At 69.0% G+C, this 14,365-nt stretch carries 15 protein-coding genes and 1 pseudogene; 6 read left to right on the top strand and 10 right to left on the bottom strand.

What is annotated here, in order from left to right:
- Nucleotides 1–8 precede the first annotated feature (8 nt).
- A complete protein-coding gene (locus IE295_RS25205; protein WP_190066058.1) occupies nt 9–953 on the bottom strand; it encodes a helix-turn-helix transcriptional regulator in 945 nt (314 codons plus the stop codon).
- 134 nt (nt 954–1,087) lie between these two features.
- Here IE295_RS25205 and IE295_RS25200 point away from each other — a divergent pair, with 134 nt between their 5' ends.
- Complete coding sequence (locus IE295_RS25200) at nt 1,088–1,783, top strand: SDR family NAD(P)-dependent oxidoreductase (protein ID WP_190066057.1); 696 nt, start codon at nt 1,088–1,090, stop codon at nt 1,781–1,783.
- Between the two features lie 60 nt (nt 1,784–1,843).
- On the opposite strand, the gene IE295_RS25195 is transcribed toward IE295_RS25200, so the two are convergent.
- Nucleotides 1,844–2,302: a MarR family winged helix-turn-helix transcriptional regulator gene (locus tag IE295_RS25195; protein WP_190066056.1), complete on the bottom strand. Its 459-nt coding sequence runs from the start codon at nt 2,300–2,302 to the stop codon at nt 1,844–1,846.
- A gap of 83 nt (nt 2,303–2,385) precedes the next feature.
- Between IE295_RS25195 and IE295_RS25190 the strand changes: the two genes are divergently transcribed.
- Nucleotides 2,386–2,757, top strand: a complete 372-nt coding sequence (locus IE295_RS25190; RefSeq protein WP_190066055.1) for a VOC family protein — start codon at nt 2,386–2,388, stop codon at nt 2,755–2,757.
- Nucleotides 2,758–2,827: 70 nt separating this feature from the next.
- Here the strand turns inward: IE295_RS25190 and IE295_RS25185 are convergent, their stop codons facing one another.
- The 4 genes from IE295_RS25185 to IE295_RS25175 form a co-directional block, all read right to left on the bottom strand.
- Complete coding sequence (locus tag IE295_RS25185; protein ID WP_190066054.1) at nt 2,828–3,859, bottom strand: sulfotransferase; 1,032 nt, start codon at nt 3,857–3,859, stop codon at nt 2,828–2,830.
- A gap of 205 nt (nt 3,860–4,064) precedes the next feature.
- Nucleotides 4,065–6,608 (bottom strand): DUF6185 family protein, encoded by a 2,544-nt coding sequence (locus IE295_RS25180; protein WP_190066053.1) that lies wholly within the window; start codon nt 6,606–6,608, stop codon nt 4,065–4,067.
- Between the two features lie 17 nt (nt 6,609–6,625).
- Nucleotides 6,626–6,943, bottom strand: a complete 318-nt coding sequence (locus IE295_RS33750) for a hypothetical protein (RefSeq protein WP_224323296.1) — start codon at nt 6,941–6,943, stop codon at nt 6,626–6,628.
- Nucleotides 6,944–7,114: 171 nt separating this feature from the next.
- Nucleotides 7,115–7,501: a hypothetical protein gene (locus IE295_RS25175; RefSeq protein WP_190066052.1), complete on the bottom strand. Its 387-nt coding sequence runs from the start codon at nt 7,499–7,501 to the stop codon at nt 7,115–7,117.
- Between the two features lie 7 nt (nt 7,502–7,508).
- Between IE295_RS25175 and IE295_RS25170 the strand changes: the two genes are divergently transcribed.
- The gene (locus IE295_RS25170) at nt 7,509–7,706 is read left to right on the top strand and encodes a hypothetical protein (protein WP_190066051.1); all 198 of its coding nucleotides are present in this window, start codon (nt 7,509–7,511) and stop codon (nt 7,704–7,706) included.
- 6 nt (nt 7,707–7,712) lie between these two features.
- Here IE295_RS25170 and IE295_RS25165 read toward each other — a convergent pair whose 3' ends face one another.
- The 4 genes from IE295_RS25165 to IE295_RS25150 form a co-directional block, all read right to left on the bottom strand.
- A complete protein-coding gene (locus IE295_RS25165) occupies nt 7,713–8,234 on the bottom strand; it encodes a nucleotidyltransferase domain-containing protein (RefSeq protein ID WP_190066050.1) in 522 nt (173 codons plus the stop codon).
- A gap of 128 nt (nt 8,235–8,362) precedes the next feature.
- The gene (locus IE295_RS25160) at nt 8,363–9,268 is read right to left on the bottom strand and encodes a helix-turn-helix transcriptional regulator (RefSeq protein WP_224323295.1); all 906 of its coding nucleotides are present in this window, start codon (nt 9,266–9,268) and stop codon (nt 8,363–8,365) included.
- A 241-nt stretch (nt 9,269–9,509) separates the two neighbouring features.
- Complete coding sequence (locus IE295_RS25155; RefSeq protein WP_190066048.1) at nt 9,510–10,271, bottom strand: SDR family oxidoreductase; 762 nt, start codon at nt 10,269–10,271, stop codon at nt 9,510–9,512.
- 379 nt (nt 10,272–10,650) lie between these two features.
- Nucleotides 10,651–11,640: an isopenicillin N synthase family dioxygenase gene (locus tag IE295_RS25150; protein WP_190066047.1), complete on the bottom strand. Its 990-nt coding sequence runs from the start codon at nt 11,638–11,640 to the stop codon at nt 10,651–10,653.
- A 266-nt stretch (nt 11,641–11,906) separates the two neighbouring features.
- Here IE295_RS25150 and IE295_RS25145 point away from each other — a divergent pair, with 266 nt between their 5' ends.
- The 3 genes and pseudogenes from IE295_RS25145 to IE295_RS33745 all read left to right on the top strand — a co-directional run.
- Nucleotides 11,907–12,914, top strand: coding sequence for an Lrp/AsnC family transcriptional regulator (locus IE295_RS25145; RefSeq protein WP_190066046.1), 1,008 nt, complete (start codon nt 11,907–11,909; stop codon nt 12,912–12,914).
- A gap of 512 nt (nt 12,915–13,426) precedes the next feature.
- Entirely contained in the window at nt 13,427–13,666 is a 240-nt protein-coding gene (locus tag IE295_RS25140; protein WP_190066045.1) for a hypothetical protein, read from the top strand.
- A 208-nt stretch (nt 13,667–13,874) separates the two neighbouring features.
- Nucleotides 13,875–14,202 (top strand): annotated as a pseudogene (locus IE295_RS33745) (P-loop NTPase family protein); the annotation flags it as partial.
- Nucleotides 14,203–14,365 lie beyond the last annotated feature (163 nt).

The raw sequence follows: 14,365 nt of genomic DNA, 5'->3' as shown, positions 1-14,365 counted from the left end.
GGTTCTGCTCAGCCGCTGGCTGGGTCGGCGAGTTGTCGTTGGTGGTGGGTGTGCCGGCCGGCCGGCCATGGCATTGTCGGGGGCGCGGGTGGTGGCTGGACCGGGGTGTTGTTCTCGGTGATGGGCTGGGCGCCGATGACGCTGAGGAGCCTGAGCCGGGTGGAGGCGTCGCTGCCGGGGGCGGCGGTGTAGGCGACGATGCGCAGGTCGCTGCCGGGAGTCGTGAGGACGTCGCAGTCGAGGGTGAGTGTTCCGGCGTCGGGGTGGTGGACGGTTTTGGTGTCCGTATCGTGAACCCCCACGATGCCTGTGTTCCACAGGTGTGCGAAGTGGGTGCTGTTGTCCCGCAGGTCCTTGATCAGGGAGCGCAGGCCGGCATCGGTGGGGTAGCGGGCGGTCGCCGCTCTGAGGTCGGCGACTACGGCCGCCTCGAAGCGGGCCTCCTGTGCGGGGGTGTGGCTGACCCGGCTGGGGAGGTCGGTGAAGTGGCGCCAGGCGACGTTGCGCTCGCGTCCGCGCTGTGCGGAGGCGTCCCCGAACAGGGCAGCCCACAGCGGGTTCCACAGGATCAGGTTCCAGGCCGCGTCGTGAACGCTCAGCGGCGTACCGTCGAGCTGGTCGAGCAGTCTCCGCACCCCCGGCGGTATGTGTGCCGACAACTGTCCGGGGCCCGGTGCCGTCTGGCCCGCGAGCAGGTACAGGTGCTCGCGCTCGGCCGCCGACAAGCGCAGGGCGCGGGCCAGGGCGGAGAGGACCTGCGGGGAGGGGGAGGTGGCCCGGCCCTGTTCCAGGCGGACGATGTAGTCCACTGACAGGCAGGCGAGCTGGGCCAGTTCCTCGCGTCGCAGTCCGGCGGCGCGCCGTACTCCGCCGGCGGGCAGTCCGGCCTCGGCGGGAGTGGTGCGGTCGCGCCAGCCGCGCAGCGCTCTGCCGAGTTCCCTGGATTCATTCACGCCCCCAGTATCCGGCCGCCGCGCCCGGACAGCCTGGTACTGGCAGTCCACAGGCAACGGCGAGTACTGCCTGTTCGCGCGCGGTGCGATGAGGGTGGAGGCATCACCGTCCCACCGATTACCGGAGTGAGCGCATGACCACCACACTGATCACGGGAGCGAACAAGGGCCTCGGGTTCGAGACGGCCCGCCGTCTGGTCGAGGTCGGGCACACCGTCTACGTCGGGGCCCGTGATGCCCGGCGCGGCCGGGCGGCGGCCGCGGAGCTCGGCGCGCGCTTTGTTCAGATCGACGTCACCGACGAGGACTCCGTCACGGCTGCCGCCGATTTCGTTCGTGAGGACGCCGGGCGCCTTGACGTCCTGGTCAACAACGCCGGGATCTCGGGCGCGGGCAAGCCGGTCGGCGAGGTCACCGGGGCCGATATGCGGACCACTTACGACACGAATGTCTTTGGCGTCGTACGCGTCACGCACGCGTTCCTGCCGCTTCTGAGCGCCGGTGACGCGGCTGTCGTGGTCAATGTGAGCAGCGGTCTGGGCTCGCTGGCGGCGACCGCCGACCCGGGCCGTGTGGAGTTCCATGTGGCGCTGCTGGACTACAACTCCTCCAAGACGGCGCTGGTGATGGTCACCTCGCAGTACGCCAAGGCCTACCCCGCCATCCGGTTCAACGCTGTCGACCCCGGCTACACCGCCACCGACCTCAACGGCCACCGGGGCACCAGCAGCGTCGAAGAGGGCGCGGAGATCATCGTCCGTATGGCCGTCATCGGATCCGGCGGCCCGAGCGGCGGTTTCTTCGACAAGGCCGGTCCGGTCGTCTGGTGACCCGGAGCGACCCCCCCCACTTCAGGAGGAAGGAAACCGTGGCGCGATGCCGGGGCGGTGTTACTCCTCGAGTGCTGCCGTCATGTGGTCGAGGTCGGCGAGGAACTGGGCGAGGCGTTGGGTGGGGACGGCTTGGGTCATGCGCTGGTCGATGGCGTAGACGGCGGAGCGTGCCGCGGTGAGGCGGTGGTGGCCCTGTTCGGTGAGGTGGGCGGGCAGGGCGCGGCCGTGGTCGGTGGTGGCGGGGCGGGTGATGAGGCCGGCGTCCTGCAGTCCGCGCAGGACGGTGTTCATGGACTGGCGGGTGACGAAGGTGCCGCGGGCGAGTTCGGCGTTGGACAGTCCGGGGTGCTGGTCGAGGAGTTCGAGGCAGGCGTACTGCGGCACCGTCAGGCCGTGTTCGCGCAGTGCTTTGTCCATCGCGCCGCGCAGGGCCGAGGCGGTGCGCTTGAGGCGGTATCCCAGGCGCTGGGTGACGTCGGCGGGCGGGGTGTGACTGGAGGGCGTCCCATCGTGCATGTCAGGAGTTTGACATACCGGTGCGGCGCCGCCTAACTTCCCCCATGTCAAAGTCCTGACATGCAAAAGATCGGGGAGAACTCATGACTGCCACCGTCACCGGGCCGGACTTCATCGCTGTGCAGGTACGCGACGTCGAAGCGGCCGCCGCCTTCTACGAGAAGCACCTCGGGCTGCGCCGGACGCCCGCCTCGCCGCCCGGCGCCGTGGTGTTCGCCACCGAGCCGGTTGCCTTCGCCGTCCGCGAGCCGCTGCCGGGAGTGGATCTCGACGCCGTCGAGCGGCCCGGCCTCGGAGTCGCCCTGTGGTGGCGGACCAGCGACGCGCAGGCGCTGCACGACCGGCTCCACGCCGCCGGGGTCCCCATCCTCAAGGCGCCTCAGGACGGTCCGTTCGGCAGGATGTTCACCTTCGCCGGCCCCGAGGGCTACGCGATCACGATGCACGACGCCTGACCCGGTCCGGCCAGGGTCGGTCCGGCCAGGTTCGGGCCGGGAACCTGACGGGCCGGGGCGCCGGCGGTGCCTAGTCCTTGCCGCCCGCCAGGGCGCGTGCCCCGGGCGCGCAATGCTCCCGCAGGGCGGCGAGTTCAGCCGCGGGCAGCCGCCGGGAGGCGCCTCGGCGGCTGCTGTCGAGGCGGGCGCTTGCGGCGTCGAGCCATTGCGGGAGCGGCTCGACGCCGATGAAGCGTGCCAGCCGGGTCAGTTCCTTGCGGGGCTCGTCGAGCAGGTCCTCGTAGGCGAGCGTGGTCCGCATCGCTGCGGGCACCTGGCTGAGATGGTCCACGCCCCGGGTGACGAGTTCCGACCACAGGGCCCCGAACCGGGTCAGCGGCAGGTCGCGGTCCAGCACGAGCGCGGGGTCGAAACGCTCCGCCAGCAGCTCGGACAGCTCGGGCGGCAGGGAACGGACCTGGTCCTCGGTCAGGTCGCCCGGGCGCTCGGCACCGGTTCGCGCGAGGATTTCCCGAAGCAGGAGGATCAGCCGGAAGCCGGTGTGCCGGCTCATGGACAGGGCGCAGTCGGGCCCGTCCCTGAACAGGTGCACGAAGTGCGCCTGTGGGAAGACCTGGCGCAGGAGCGGGATCCGCTCCGCCGAATAGCCGGACCGCTCGACGACGGCTGTGCGCCCGAATCGCGCGCACAGCAGGTCGAACAGGGCCTCGTAGTGCTCCGCGGCGGTACGGTCCGGCCAGCGGCATACCTGCTTTTCGAGCTCGTCGAACAGCCCGTCCGGGTCGTCGGTGAGGTGCGGAAGCACCATCAGACAGAGGGCGGGGATGCCGGTGGTGTCCGTCGCGAACCGTCCGGGGCGGCGGGTGTAGAGGAACTCCGGCATCGGTACCCCGCTGCGGATCATGCGCTCGAACATCGCATTGGGGCCGGCGAGCAGCCTCCAGAACTCCTCACCCCCGAGGGGTCCTTCGGGGAAGCCCCGGCTCTGCACCGACGACAGCAGCTCGTTGAGGCTGAGCACGTCCGGATGCGCATTGACGATGCCGGACAGTGCGGTCGACCCGCTGCGGCCCGTACCGACGACGAACGTCAGAGTGCGCATGTGGCCGTTCCCCTTCGACGACGGACCGTGCCGATCGCGAACAGGCTTCCCCCGGCGTCGCCGCCCGACTCCTTGCCCAAGGGGAGGAGCGCCCCTGGTGACCACTGATGACCATGCCGGTCGACAATTGGAACAGCCGACCGGTCCCGCTCGACAACCACCGTCCAGCACCGACTGCACGCCGGACACCGCTGTCGACTGGCGATCACATCGTGACGATCTGATGCCAGATCGTCACTGCAGTCGCCGCCTGCAAGGTGAGGAAGGCGATCTGCCCGGAGAGGCCGTGCACCTGGTAGATGGATGTCAGCAGACCGAGGCGCTTTGTCCAGTAGTGCCGTTCACGGCTGAATGTGTCGGTGTCCATCCACATGCTCGTCAGTGTCAACACCATGAGCATGAGGACTACGTTCAGGACTGCCAGGGCCAGTTCCCTGCGGTCGATACCGTGGTTGAGCGCCGCCACCAAACCGATGGGGACGAGCCAGGCGATGAAAAGGTTGAAGGCCCGCACTGGGCCGCGCTCTCCAGGTAGTACGCGCCACAACGCCCCCAGGACCAGCCCCGCACCGGCGAAGGAGATCTCCTGCGTCAGGAACTTCCCGACCATGTCGGGGATGCCCATGGATGAGTTGAGGGTGAACGTCCAATGCTCAATGTCGTATGCGTTTTCGTACCAGGCGGTTACCATGCTCGGGAGAATTCCGAAGATGGAGGCCCAGCGCGCAGCTTTGAGGGCATTGTTCCACCAGTGCCGGCCTGGTCCCCAACTGAGGGCGACGTCGACCACGGATACAGGATCCGGTAGGCAGTCGCGGCTGCATCCGCTGGGTCGCCAGTGGTGCAGTGAGCGGAGCTGTTTCTCCAGGTTTCGTCTCGTCGTCTTCTCCTCGCGGCCCTGATCGACGAGGTGCAGGCGGCGGAGCAGATCACGGCAACGGCGGGCGTCTTCCATCAGCTGCCGGTACCCTGCCGACGTGCTCAGTTCTGCTACGACGCAATTCTCTTCTTTCTTTACAGTGAGGCAATTCGCTGCTTTTTGGCCCACTCGGCCCAGTACCGACCATCGATTCCCCGCCTTCACCGTGGCGTAGAGTACGACCATGTTGAGAGGGAGCCAGAAGCCGTACACCGCAGAAGAGCTTCCGGCGAACTTGGTCCCCCTCAATGCCACGGCGACAGCGAAGATGCCTGTCACCAGCAGCAGATCCCATCCCTCCGGCCCGAGCGTTTTTTTCGGGTTCAACCGGTAGCTGCTGTGGAGTAGCGCGACGAGTGCGATTCCCGACAGTACCCATGTGTGGGCGTATGCCCATGTTGGGCCAGCGGATGAGAGCTGTACAAGCTGTTGACTCAGAGCGCTTCTGTGGTCGTGGCCGAAAATTGTGCTTGCTTCCCCCATCCAGTTGGCGCGTTCCCACCTGAGCTCGAAGGACAGCACACGGCAGCCCACCACTGCGACCGCGGCCGCAGCGAGTATGACGCCGATTGCAGTGATATTGCGGAGGCGATGCTCGGACTCGGTTGTGATCGAAGCTTCACCCAATCTTCCTTCTCGGGTAAAGCGCCATGCCCATGCGGCCATCGCGGTAAACCACAGCCACAACATGGACATGTCCAATAGGGCCAACCCGGCAATTCCTAGGGGCGGAGGTTGGGTTGTCGGCATGAGGTTCGGCGGGAGGCCGAATAGGTGGGGGGCTATGATCACCAGCAGGCCGATTACTGCCGCTGCGGAGACGGTGGCGACCACCACTGTGCGCCTCTTCGTCCCTTTCTTGATTTCATCGGAGCCCTGTGCCGATGGAAGCCATGGCCGCGCGAGGAGTACGAGAGCGAGTCCTGAAGAAATTCCGATGAGGGCGCGCCAGCGGTTGGCGCTGGGAGAGGGCTGAAGCAGGAGCAGCAAGGTCAGACCGAGGGCTGCACTCAGCCCGGCCCACTGCAATACAGTGGTGGCCAGGACCCTGGCAGCGGCATTCTCGGGTTCGCCGGCGGTCTTCTTGCCAAGAAAAGGCCATGCTGACAAGGCGATCACGGCCGAGGCGCACACCCACCAGGAGACGACACCCAGGGACCCGACCCAGGGGGCATGGCGGCTCAGCGCCGGGGCAAGATGCTGCGGTGGCACGATCTTGGCCTCGGAGTCCGGGCCGTGTGCGATCCATACTCTGCTGGCTTCATTTGCGCTCGACGCTCCGGGGGCGTCGCTGATTTCCAGACCGCCTGGGTCGATCTCGATCGTCTTCCGCGGGACTCTGCTCAGAGCGTCCGGTGAGTGGAGGACGGCCTTCCAATCCTCGCCGGGTGCGACTTTGAGGTCCCATGGACCCACTTCGAATTCACCAGGGCTGTTGATCAAATTCCATGACTCGTACTGCACCGCGACAACGCCTTTTTGCTTGGTTGCCGGGGAACCGGTTGTTCGCCATTCTGGGTGCCATTCGCTGGACTTCGTCTGCGCTTTTCTGTCCTCACGCAACAAGCAATGCATAGCATTTCGGTGTTTGGGGCTATCCGTGCTCAGTGTCAGGTTGTTCGCAGGCGCCCACTGCCGTTCGGGAACCTCGATTCGTGTTACCTGTCGCACCTCAACGAAATCGGGGTGATGCTGATCGAAAGTGAGCTTGTACTTTACATTTGTTTCTTCGGGATGTTGGATTGCCGGACAGTTGGTCGTATCGGCGGCATACGCCTGTGTTGGTTGCGCTAGCCACCATCCGAGCGTCGCAAAGGTCAGCGCGATCAACCGCCGTGGCAGGGGAGTCATCTCTGAGGCGGGCGTCGGGTATAGAGGGCGCGCACAAGGGCGATCCTGTGGGAATCGTCGGCGAGGCCTGTGCGGCGTGAGTAATTGTCGCCGCGGAGGATGCATGCCTTCGTGGCGATCGCCTCGATCGGGACCTTGTGTGCAGTCAATGGGGCGTGGGCTTGTGACAGGCATTGACCGAAGGGCTTGAGGTTGCCGTGCTTGTTCAAGTCCGCGGCGAAATCTCGGACGAATGGCGCGACCTGCGGCTTGACGGGTTCGGCGTCTTCGAACCGCGGAATATCCGGCCTCGAGTCCGCCTTCAGAGAGTCCACTGCCACCTCTCATCACTTAAAGTGCCGAGAAAATTACCGTAAGTGTTCAAGGGGTGGAGTGCAACAGGAAGGCGCAGTCAGGGCCGTTCATGGATCGCTGGTCGGACCGGGACGAGGTGACCGTACGTGCACACTGCCAGGGCGGCCGTTGGCAGAGAGAGGAGACCGTCTTCATCGAGGTCTGTTGATGCCTTCGATGTCGTGGTCGCCGATGGTGAACCCCGGGATGCTCTCGGAGGTCGCGATGTCCGCCCGCCATGACACCTGCTCCTGCGACTCGCGGATCGCCTCGCCAAGGAAGTGGGCAGACAGTCCCACGGCGATCCCGCACACCAGACCGCCGCCGATACCGGCGAGTACCTCGATCCTCGGTTCGGAATCCGGTTCCTTGATGGCCATTCGCCAGGCGCGGATGGCGAGACGTGGAGCGGGGGCGCCCCAGAACGATCGGTAGCCGGGTGTGAGCACAGCTGCCTGATCGCACGGCGAGACGCTGCGCGAGGGCAGGGTCACCTGGAAGACGACGACCTGGAAATCCTCGAACGACCCGGACTTCATCGCGAAGATGCAACCGGATCCTGGCCGGCTGAGGGCGACCTACAACCGGTACAGCGGGGTGAGGCACATGCTCGCGGCCCTCGACCTGCCCAGCGGCATGATCTACTACCGCATCCGCAGGCGAAAGCGCTGGCGCGAGTTCCTTGGCCTGCTCAAGGCCCTGCAGGCCCGCTGGACGGGAGAGACGCACCTTGCAGCGGCGTGACCCTTCCTACCGCACCAGGAACCGTTGTTCGGGCAGGAGGTCCACACCGAACCGCTCGTGCAGGGCCGCCATGTCCCGGCGGTCCTCGTCATCGAGCTCGTACCCCGTGTGGCACAGCACTTGGCCCTGCGCGGTCAGGCACCGCACCGGCTCACCCTGAAGAATCCCGGTCCCACCGAGCCAGGCGGCCTCGTACACCCACACCTCGCCGTTCTCCATCGTGTAGTCGCCGTTGCCCTCCCCGTCGAACACCACGGGATGGACATCGACACTCCTTCCCTCCTGATCACGCAGGACGAAACATGAGGAAAGGAGGCCCTCCGCAACGGCGAAACCCAGGCCCCGCAGGGCCTGGACCGCGGCCTCAGCCTGGTCGACCCGGAGGATCAGATCGACATCCTTGTGCGGACGGGTCTGCTCGCCGAGGAGGGCATCAACTCCCCAGCCGCCGTCCCCGAGCCACACCTCCACACTCTGCGTCTGCAGAGCCCTGATCACAGCCAGCGCGTTCGTAGCATCCATCATCATCACGCCAGTATCGACATAGAACCGGCGGATGCCGCGGGATTTACCTGGTCGACGCTCTGAGACAAGCTACGAGCTGCCGACGGGAGCGCGTAGTCGGAGTGTCGGGGCCGGCGGTTCGGGGCGTCCTGTCAGGTGTGGTGGCTGTGCTGGGGGCCGACTGTGCTGGGTGGGGTAGTGGCGGTGGTGGGGGTTGGGGTGGTCCAGGTCAGGAGCATGCGGAGGGCGTCGTGGGAGGGGGTGTGGGGCTCGGCGGTGTAGGTGATCAGGGCCTGGTCCGGGTCGTCCGCGGCCCGCAAGGTGTCGTAGGTGAGGGTCAGGTCGCCGACGAGGGGGTGGTGGAACCGTTTGGTGCCGGAGGTTTTGTCCTGGACGGGGTGTTCGGCCCACCACCGGCGGAAGTCTGCGCTCTTGACGGACAGTTCGCCGATCAGGCCTGCCAGCTCGGGGTCGTCGGGGTGTCGGCCGGCTTCCAGGCGCAGGTAGGCGACGTTCTCGCGGGCGCAAGTGCTCCAGTCGGCGAAGAGATCGCGGGAGGCGGGGTCGAGGAAGGTGATGCGGGGGATGTTGCGTTCGGCGGGTTCCAGGGCCGCGTAGTCGCCGAGGAGGGCGCTGGCGGCCGTGTTCCAGGCGAGGACGTCCATGCGCCGGCCCATCACCATCGCGGGGACGTCGCGCAGTTCGTCGAGCAGTCGCCGGAGCATGGGGCGCACCTGTTGCTGTCCGGGCCGGGGCCGGGGGGTGTGCCGGGTGGCGGGGCGGGGCTGGCCGAGGCGGTGCAGGTGCCGGGTTTCGTCCTCGTCCAGGCGGAGGGCGCGGGCGAGGGCGTCGAGGACGGCCGACGAGGGGTTGGGCGCGCGGCCTTGTTCCATGCGGATGTAGTAGTCGACGCTGACGCCGGCGAGCTGGGCGATCTCTTCGCGGCGTAGTCCGGCGACGCGGCGCCGGCCGCCGAAGTCGGGCAGGGCGACGTCCTGGGGGCGAAGGCGGGAGCGGCGGGTGCGCAGGAACGCCCCCAGGTCGATCGTTGTGCTCATGCGGTGCATTGTGCCTGGTCGCCTGGGCGGTGTGCCTGGCCCTGCCAGGGCCAGGCAACGCCGGGCGTGCACGGGCCCGGCCCCTGCGAGGGGCCGGTGAGATGGCAAGGCGTGGTGCCGGGCCCCGTAGGCCGGTATACCGGCCTACGGGCATTCCACTACCGACGCCGCTGCCCTGCCCCCTGGTCCTGCCGCCTTGGGCATTCCCCCAGCCGCTGTCCCGGTGTGTGCCCGGGAAGGGTCAGGCCTGGCGGGTGGGCAGGATGACCGACTGGCGCAGGTTGACGTGCCGGGGGCGGCTGACGGTGTAGGCGATGAGGTCGGCGATGTCCTCGGCGGCAAGGGCGGGCATCGCGGTGAACATCCCGCCGAGCTGCTCGCGCAGTTCCGCATTGTCGATGTGCCCGCCGAGTTCGGTGTCGGTCAGGCCCGGCTCGATGGTGCTGACCCGCACATCACGCGGGCCGAGCTCGGTGCGCAGCGCGGCGGACAACTGGGTGAGGGCGGCCTTGGTCGCCCCGTACACCGCGTAGTTGGGGAAGAGGACGTGGGAGGCGATGGAGGAGACGTTGACCAGGTCGGCGGTGTGGCCGTCGGCGGCGGCCGCGGTGAGGTCGGGGGTGAAGGCGCGAATGACGCGCAGGGCACCGGTGAGGTTGGTGTCGATCATGCGGGTCCACTCGTCGAGCCGGCCGTCGGCGAGGGGGTTGGGCAGCATGACGCCGGCGTTGTTGACCACCAGGTCGACCCGGCCATAGGTGTCGTGGACGGTTGTGGCGGCGGCGTCGACAGAGGCCTGATCGGTGATGTCGGCGGTGACGGCGAGGGCCTGGCCCCCGGCTGCGGTGAGTTCGCCGGCCAGCGCCTCCAGCCGGTCGGTGCGCCGGGCGAGCAGGGCGACGCGGGCGCCTTGGGCCGCGAGCAGGCGGGCGGTGGCCGCGCCCATGCCGCTGGCGGCTCCGGTGACGACGGCGGTGCGGTCGGCGAGGGCGGGGTAGTTCATGGGTGCTCCTGGATCTGCAGTGCGGACCGGCCCGGGTGGGGCCGGCCTGGTGCCCTGCCGGGGTGAGCCCGGCGGGCGTGGTGCGGTGGGCTGATGCGGACCATCCTGTGTCCGGCCGGGACGGTGATCCAGAGCTCTGCCTTTCCTGGGAGAGCCAGTACCACCCTGGACCCGAGGCATGCCCCGGGCTGCTTCCTGACCACGGCCGGTCGCAGGTCGAGACCCGGAGAATTCGGCCGGTCCAGGACGGCAGGCGCGCCACCGCCACCGCGGGAGACGAAGCGGCCAAGGCCGCGAAGAAGTAGCCGGCGCCTCGCCGACAGCCGGCACGCCGGCCCCGACCCGTTGCGGCCAGGCGCCCGCCCGCGGGGTGGTGCCGTCACCTCAGGGCGATCTCGGCGACCTTGGACCGGACGTAGGAGCGGGCCGTGACGGCAGGGTGGGGCACTCGGCCGATCGGGGCGGGGAGTGACTCGACGACGGTGTGCGGATCGCAGTCGTAGAAGTAGACCAGGGACATCAGCTCCTCGGACGGGGCGTCGGCGGGCGGGGCCAGGACGCGGTGGCGGCCGGAGCGCCAGCGGTCGCCGGTCCAGCGGGCCATCAGATCACCGATGTTGACGGTGAGCGCCTCGGGGTCGTAGGGGGCGTCCTGCCAGCCGTTGTCCTCCGTGTGGATCTGCAGGCCGCCCTTGCCGGGTTGCCGGTCGAGGACGGTGATGGTGCCGAAGTCGGTGTGCGGGCCGACGCGGAACTGGCCGGGCCGCGGTGCTCCCGTGGTGGTGATGGCGGGGTACCAGTTGAGGGTCAGGGTCCAGTCGGGGCGCATGGTGTGGCGGGTGAAGAAGTCGAGCGGCTGGCGCAGGGCCGCCGCCAGGAGTTCCAGCAGTTCGTCGGCGAGCGCTCGCATGGAACGTACGTACCGCGCGAGGAGGGGGCGCAGTGCCGGGGGCTGGGAAGGCCAGGCCTTCGGCAGCAGTTCGGGCTCGGGGCGCTCGGCAGCGGAGTCGTACGGGCCAGGGGCAGTGGCGTGGTACGGGCCGGGGGCCGCCGACCAGGTTTCCACCAGGTCGGGTGGCGTCATCAGGCCTTCCGCCCGGCCGGCGGCCACCGCTCCCGGACCGCTCCAGCCGTACTGGCCCGCCTCCGCCAGGAACGGCAGCTTGGCGTAGGTGGGCTGACGGAAGAAGGCGCGGGCCGCGGTGCGGATCGCGGCGGGCAGGTCCGGGTGGACGCCGTGACCGGTGACGAGCAGGAAGCCCGCCCGCTCGAGCGCCTGGTCGACGACCATGGCCAGACGCTCGCGGCCCTGGCGGTCGCCGGCCCGCCATGCCGAGAGGTCGATCGTGGGAATGGTGGAAGCGCTCATGCTGCCCTTCTCCTCCATGTTCATCCGCGTCCCCGGGTGGTGAAGCGGTCCGGCCATGGTCGTTCGAGGAGCGGGCGCCACCCAGCCGGCCGCCGGGAAACGGGAGGAACAGGCGACCTCGGCCGGTGGGACGGGAGAATGCGGCAGGCCGCGGGCGCGGCCGGCACCGGGCGCCTATCGTCGGACCCTGCCGCGGACAGTCGGTCCCGGTCGCGGGCAGTCGGTCCCTGTCGCGGGCCGTCGGCCCCTGTCGCGGACAGTACGAGATGGCGCCGAACGCACGGGAGGTCACGGTGGGGGAGTCGGTCACCTTCGACGTTGTGGAACTGGGACTGTTACAAGCCCTCCAGCTCGACGGCCGGGCGGCACTGAGCCGCATCGCGCACCGGCTGGGCGCCTCGGAACGCACCGTGGGCCGCCGCTACAGCCGACTGCGCACCCTGGGCCTGCGCGTCGTCGGCCAGGCGGTCCCGGCACGGCTGGGGATGACCCGTTGGCTGCTGCGCATCCACTGCGCTCCCGACTCCGCGGGCTCCGTCGCCCAGGCCCTGGCCCGCCGGCCCGACACCAGCTGGATCTCGCTCACCTCCGGGGGCACCGAGCTGTACTGCGCCCTCACCACCTCCACACCGCACGAGCGGGACGCCCTGCTCCTGGAGACACTGCCCCGCACCCCGCGCCTGACCGGCGTCGGCGCACACTGCCTGCTGCACCTCTTCACCGGTATCACCAGCACCTGGTACGCCCACGGGGTGCCGTTCGGCCCGGCCCCCACGGACGAGGACGGCATCCCGCTGCCGGCCTCGGAGCGCCCCGGACACCCCGAACCCTTGGCTCTGGATGCCACCGACCGCGCTCTCCTCACCGAGCTGGCCAAGGACGGCCGGGCCGGCCTGCCCGAGCTCGCGGCCGCCACCGGCCGCTCGCCCTCCAGCGTCCAACGCCACCTCGAACGCCTCAGGACCCAGGGCGCGCTGGGCTTCTCCGTGGACTTCGCGCCCCGGCACCTGGGCTACCACCTGATGACCCACCTCTGGCTGCGGGTGGCCCCCGGCGACGTCTCCGCCGCCGGCCGCGCCCTGGCCACCCACCCCGAAATAGCCTTCGCCGCCGCCACCACCGGTCCGCACAACCTCGTGGCCACCGGGGTCTTCCGCGGCGGCCACGACCTCCACCACTACCTCGACCACCGCATCGGCTCACTCCCCGGCATCCAGGCCGTCGAGACCGCCCCCATCCTCCGCGAGGTCAAACGGCTCACCACCGGCACCTGACCGGCATCGACCCGCTCCGACTTCCGCCCACGAGGAAGAGCAGCGCCGCGCCCTGCTGGCCGGGCGTGAGTCCCTTCCGGGGCAACGTGCCGCCGGCCCCGACCCTCAGCGATCCGGCCCGCCTCGCACGACAGCGCCCCGCAGCATGAGGGTCGGCCTCGGGTCCAGACGCGCCGAACGAGGCACTGGAGCGTGTGCGGTGGGGCCGGTCTCTCGGCCAGGGCTGTCTCCAGCTCTCCAGCCGCCGCACCAAGAACTCATTTGGCCGAGCGGCCCGTTCGCGTCTAGGAGGCCCTGTGCCGTGTGTCTACCGTCGTAGGCACGTATGGAGGAGTCCTGGAACCCGACGGCGAGATCGGCGCTGATGTACTGCCGTTCACATACCGGTGGTCGTCTGCTCCGCAGGCCCCTCGGATCGTGGTGCCCACGCCGGTCTGCCGCGTCGAGAACTTTCTCGGAACGGCACGAGCCGATGCGCTGCTCTCCTACGCCGTCTCCCGGCAGGGACCGTGATGGACCCGCTGACCGGCGTGCTGTCACACAAGGACCGCGACTCGCTGGTGCTGCCGGTCCGGACCACCTGGATGTCCGCGCCGACCACGACCCCCGAACCCGTGGCCACCAGCCAGGCTCTGCGCCGGCTCGTACAGGCCGCAGAACACACCCGCCCACTGCCCGGCACCGGACGCAACCATCACGGAGCCACCGCCAGCTCGCTCCCGCCTCGTACCACTGCACAACCGACCGCCTGACCCGTGGGACCCGCCCCAGCCCGGCCGGGGGCCGATCTGCAACCGCCCATGGGCAGCTGCGGACCAGTGCCCGGTTCGCCATGACCCCACTCGAAGTACGAATCTGACCACAGGCAGTTCCGTGATCCCTGGGGGTTGAACGAACGCGAGAAGCCGCAGCCGACCCCTCGCCGGGGCAAGGCCCTGGGGCCCTCGTCCGAGTGCAGCGCGCGACCGTCCCGGTGCGGCGAACATCGGCCTGATCGACATCGTCGCCCGCTACGCCCTCGACGCCGGGTACCACGTCATGGTCGAGGGCATCCTCTACGCCGACCACTACGGCGACATGCTCGCCCGGCTGCGCACTGACCACCGCGGCCCGACCTACGGCTTCTACCTGGACGTGCCCGTTCGGGGAGACCCTGGCCCGGCATGCCACCAAACCGCAGGCGAGCGAGTACGGCGAGGCGGAGATGCGCTCGTGGTACCGGCCCTTCGACGTCCTGCCCGGCGGCAACGAGACCGTCATCGGCGCGGACAGCACCCTGCAGGAGACCCGTCGACCGCTGGGACCACCCCAGCCCCGGCGCCTGAGGACAGGGCCCCTGCCCGACGGCAGCGAAATCCATCCGCTCGAGAGCTCTACTCTTTTGGGCTACCAGGGGTGGGAGCAGGGGCCTCAGCGGTCCTCGTGGTGGCTTTCCGCCTCGCAGATCCGCT

Source organism: Streptomyces griseocarneus (genome assembly GCF_014655595.1).
Classification (GTDB): Bacteria; Actinomycetota; Actinomycetes; order Streptomycetales; family Streptomycetaceae; genus Streptomyces; species Streptomyces griseocarneus.
The sequence above is the reverse complement of the archived record's forward strand: the minus strand, read 5'-3'. Positions and strand labels throughout refer to the sequence as shown.

Excerpts from the sequence above, each read along its gene's own strand:
- IE295_RS25195 (WP_190066056.1), bottom strand. The coding sequence starts at position 2,302 with ATGCACGATGGGACGCCCTCCAGTCACACCCCGCCCGCCGACGTCACC.
- IE295_RS25200 (WP_190066057.1), top strand. The coding sequence starts at position 1,088 with ATGACCACCACACTGATCACGGGAGCGAACAAGGGCCTCGGGTTCGAG.
- IE295_RS25160 (WP_224323295.1), bottom strand. The coding sequence starts at position 9,268 with ATGAGCACAACGATCGACCTGGGGGCGTTCCTGCGCACCCGCCGCTCC.
- IE295_RS25165 (WP_190066050.1), bottom strand. The coding sequence starts at position 8,234 with ATGATGATGGATGCTACGAACGCGCTGGCTGTGATCAGGGCTCTGCAG.
- IE295_RS25155 (WP_190066048.1), bottom strand. The coding sequence starts at position 10,271 with ATGAACTACCCCGCCCTCGCCGACCGCACCGCCGTCGTCACCGGAGCC.
- IE295_RS25185 (WP_190066054.1), bottom strand. The coding sequence starts at position 3,859 with ATGCGCACTCTGACGTTCGTCGTCGGTACGGGCCGCAGCGGGTCGACC.
- IE295_RS25190 (WP_190066055.1), top strand. The coding sequence starts at position 2,386 with ATGACTGCCACCGTCACCGGGCCGGACTTCATCGCTGTGCAGGTACGC.
- IE295_RS25145 (WP_190066046.1), top strand. The coding sequence starts at position 11,907 with ATGGCGCCGAACGCACGGGAGGTCACGGTGGGGGAGTCGGTCACCTTC.
- IE295_RS25175 (WP_190066052.1), bottom strand. The coding sequence starts at position 7,501 with ATGAAGTCCGGGTCGTTCGAGGATTTCCAGGTCGTCGTCTTCCAGGTG.
- IE295_RS25140 (WP_190066045.1), top strand. The coding sequence starts at position 13,427 with ATGGACCCGCTGACCGGCGTGCTGTCACACAAGGACCGCGACTCGCTG.
- IE295_RS25170 (WP_190066051.1), top strand. The coding sequence starts at position 7,509 with ATGCAACCGGATCCTGGCCGGCTGAGGGCGACCTACAACCGGTACAGC.
- IE295_RS25150 (WP_190066047.1), bottom strand. The coding sequence starts at position 11,640 with ATGAGCGCTTCCACCATTCCCACGATCGACCTCTCGGCATGGCGGGCC.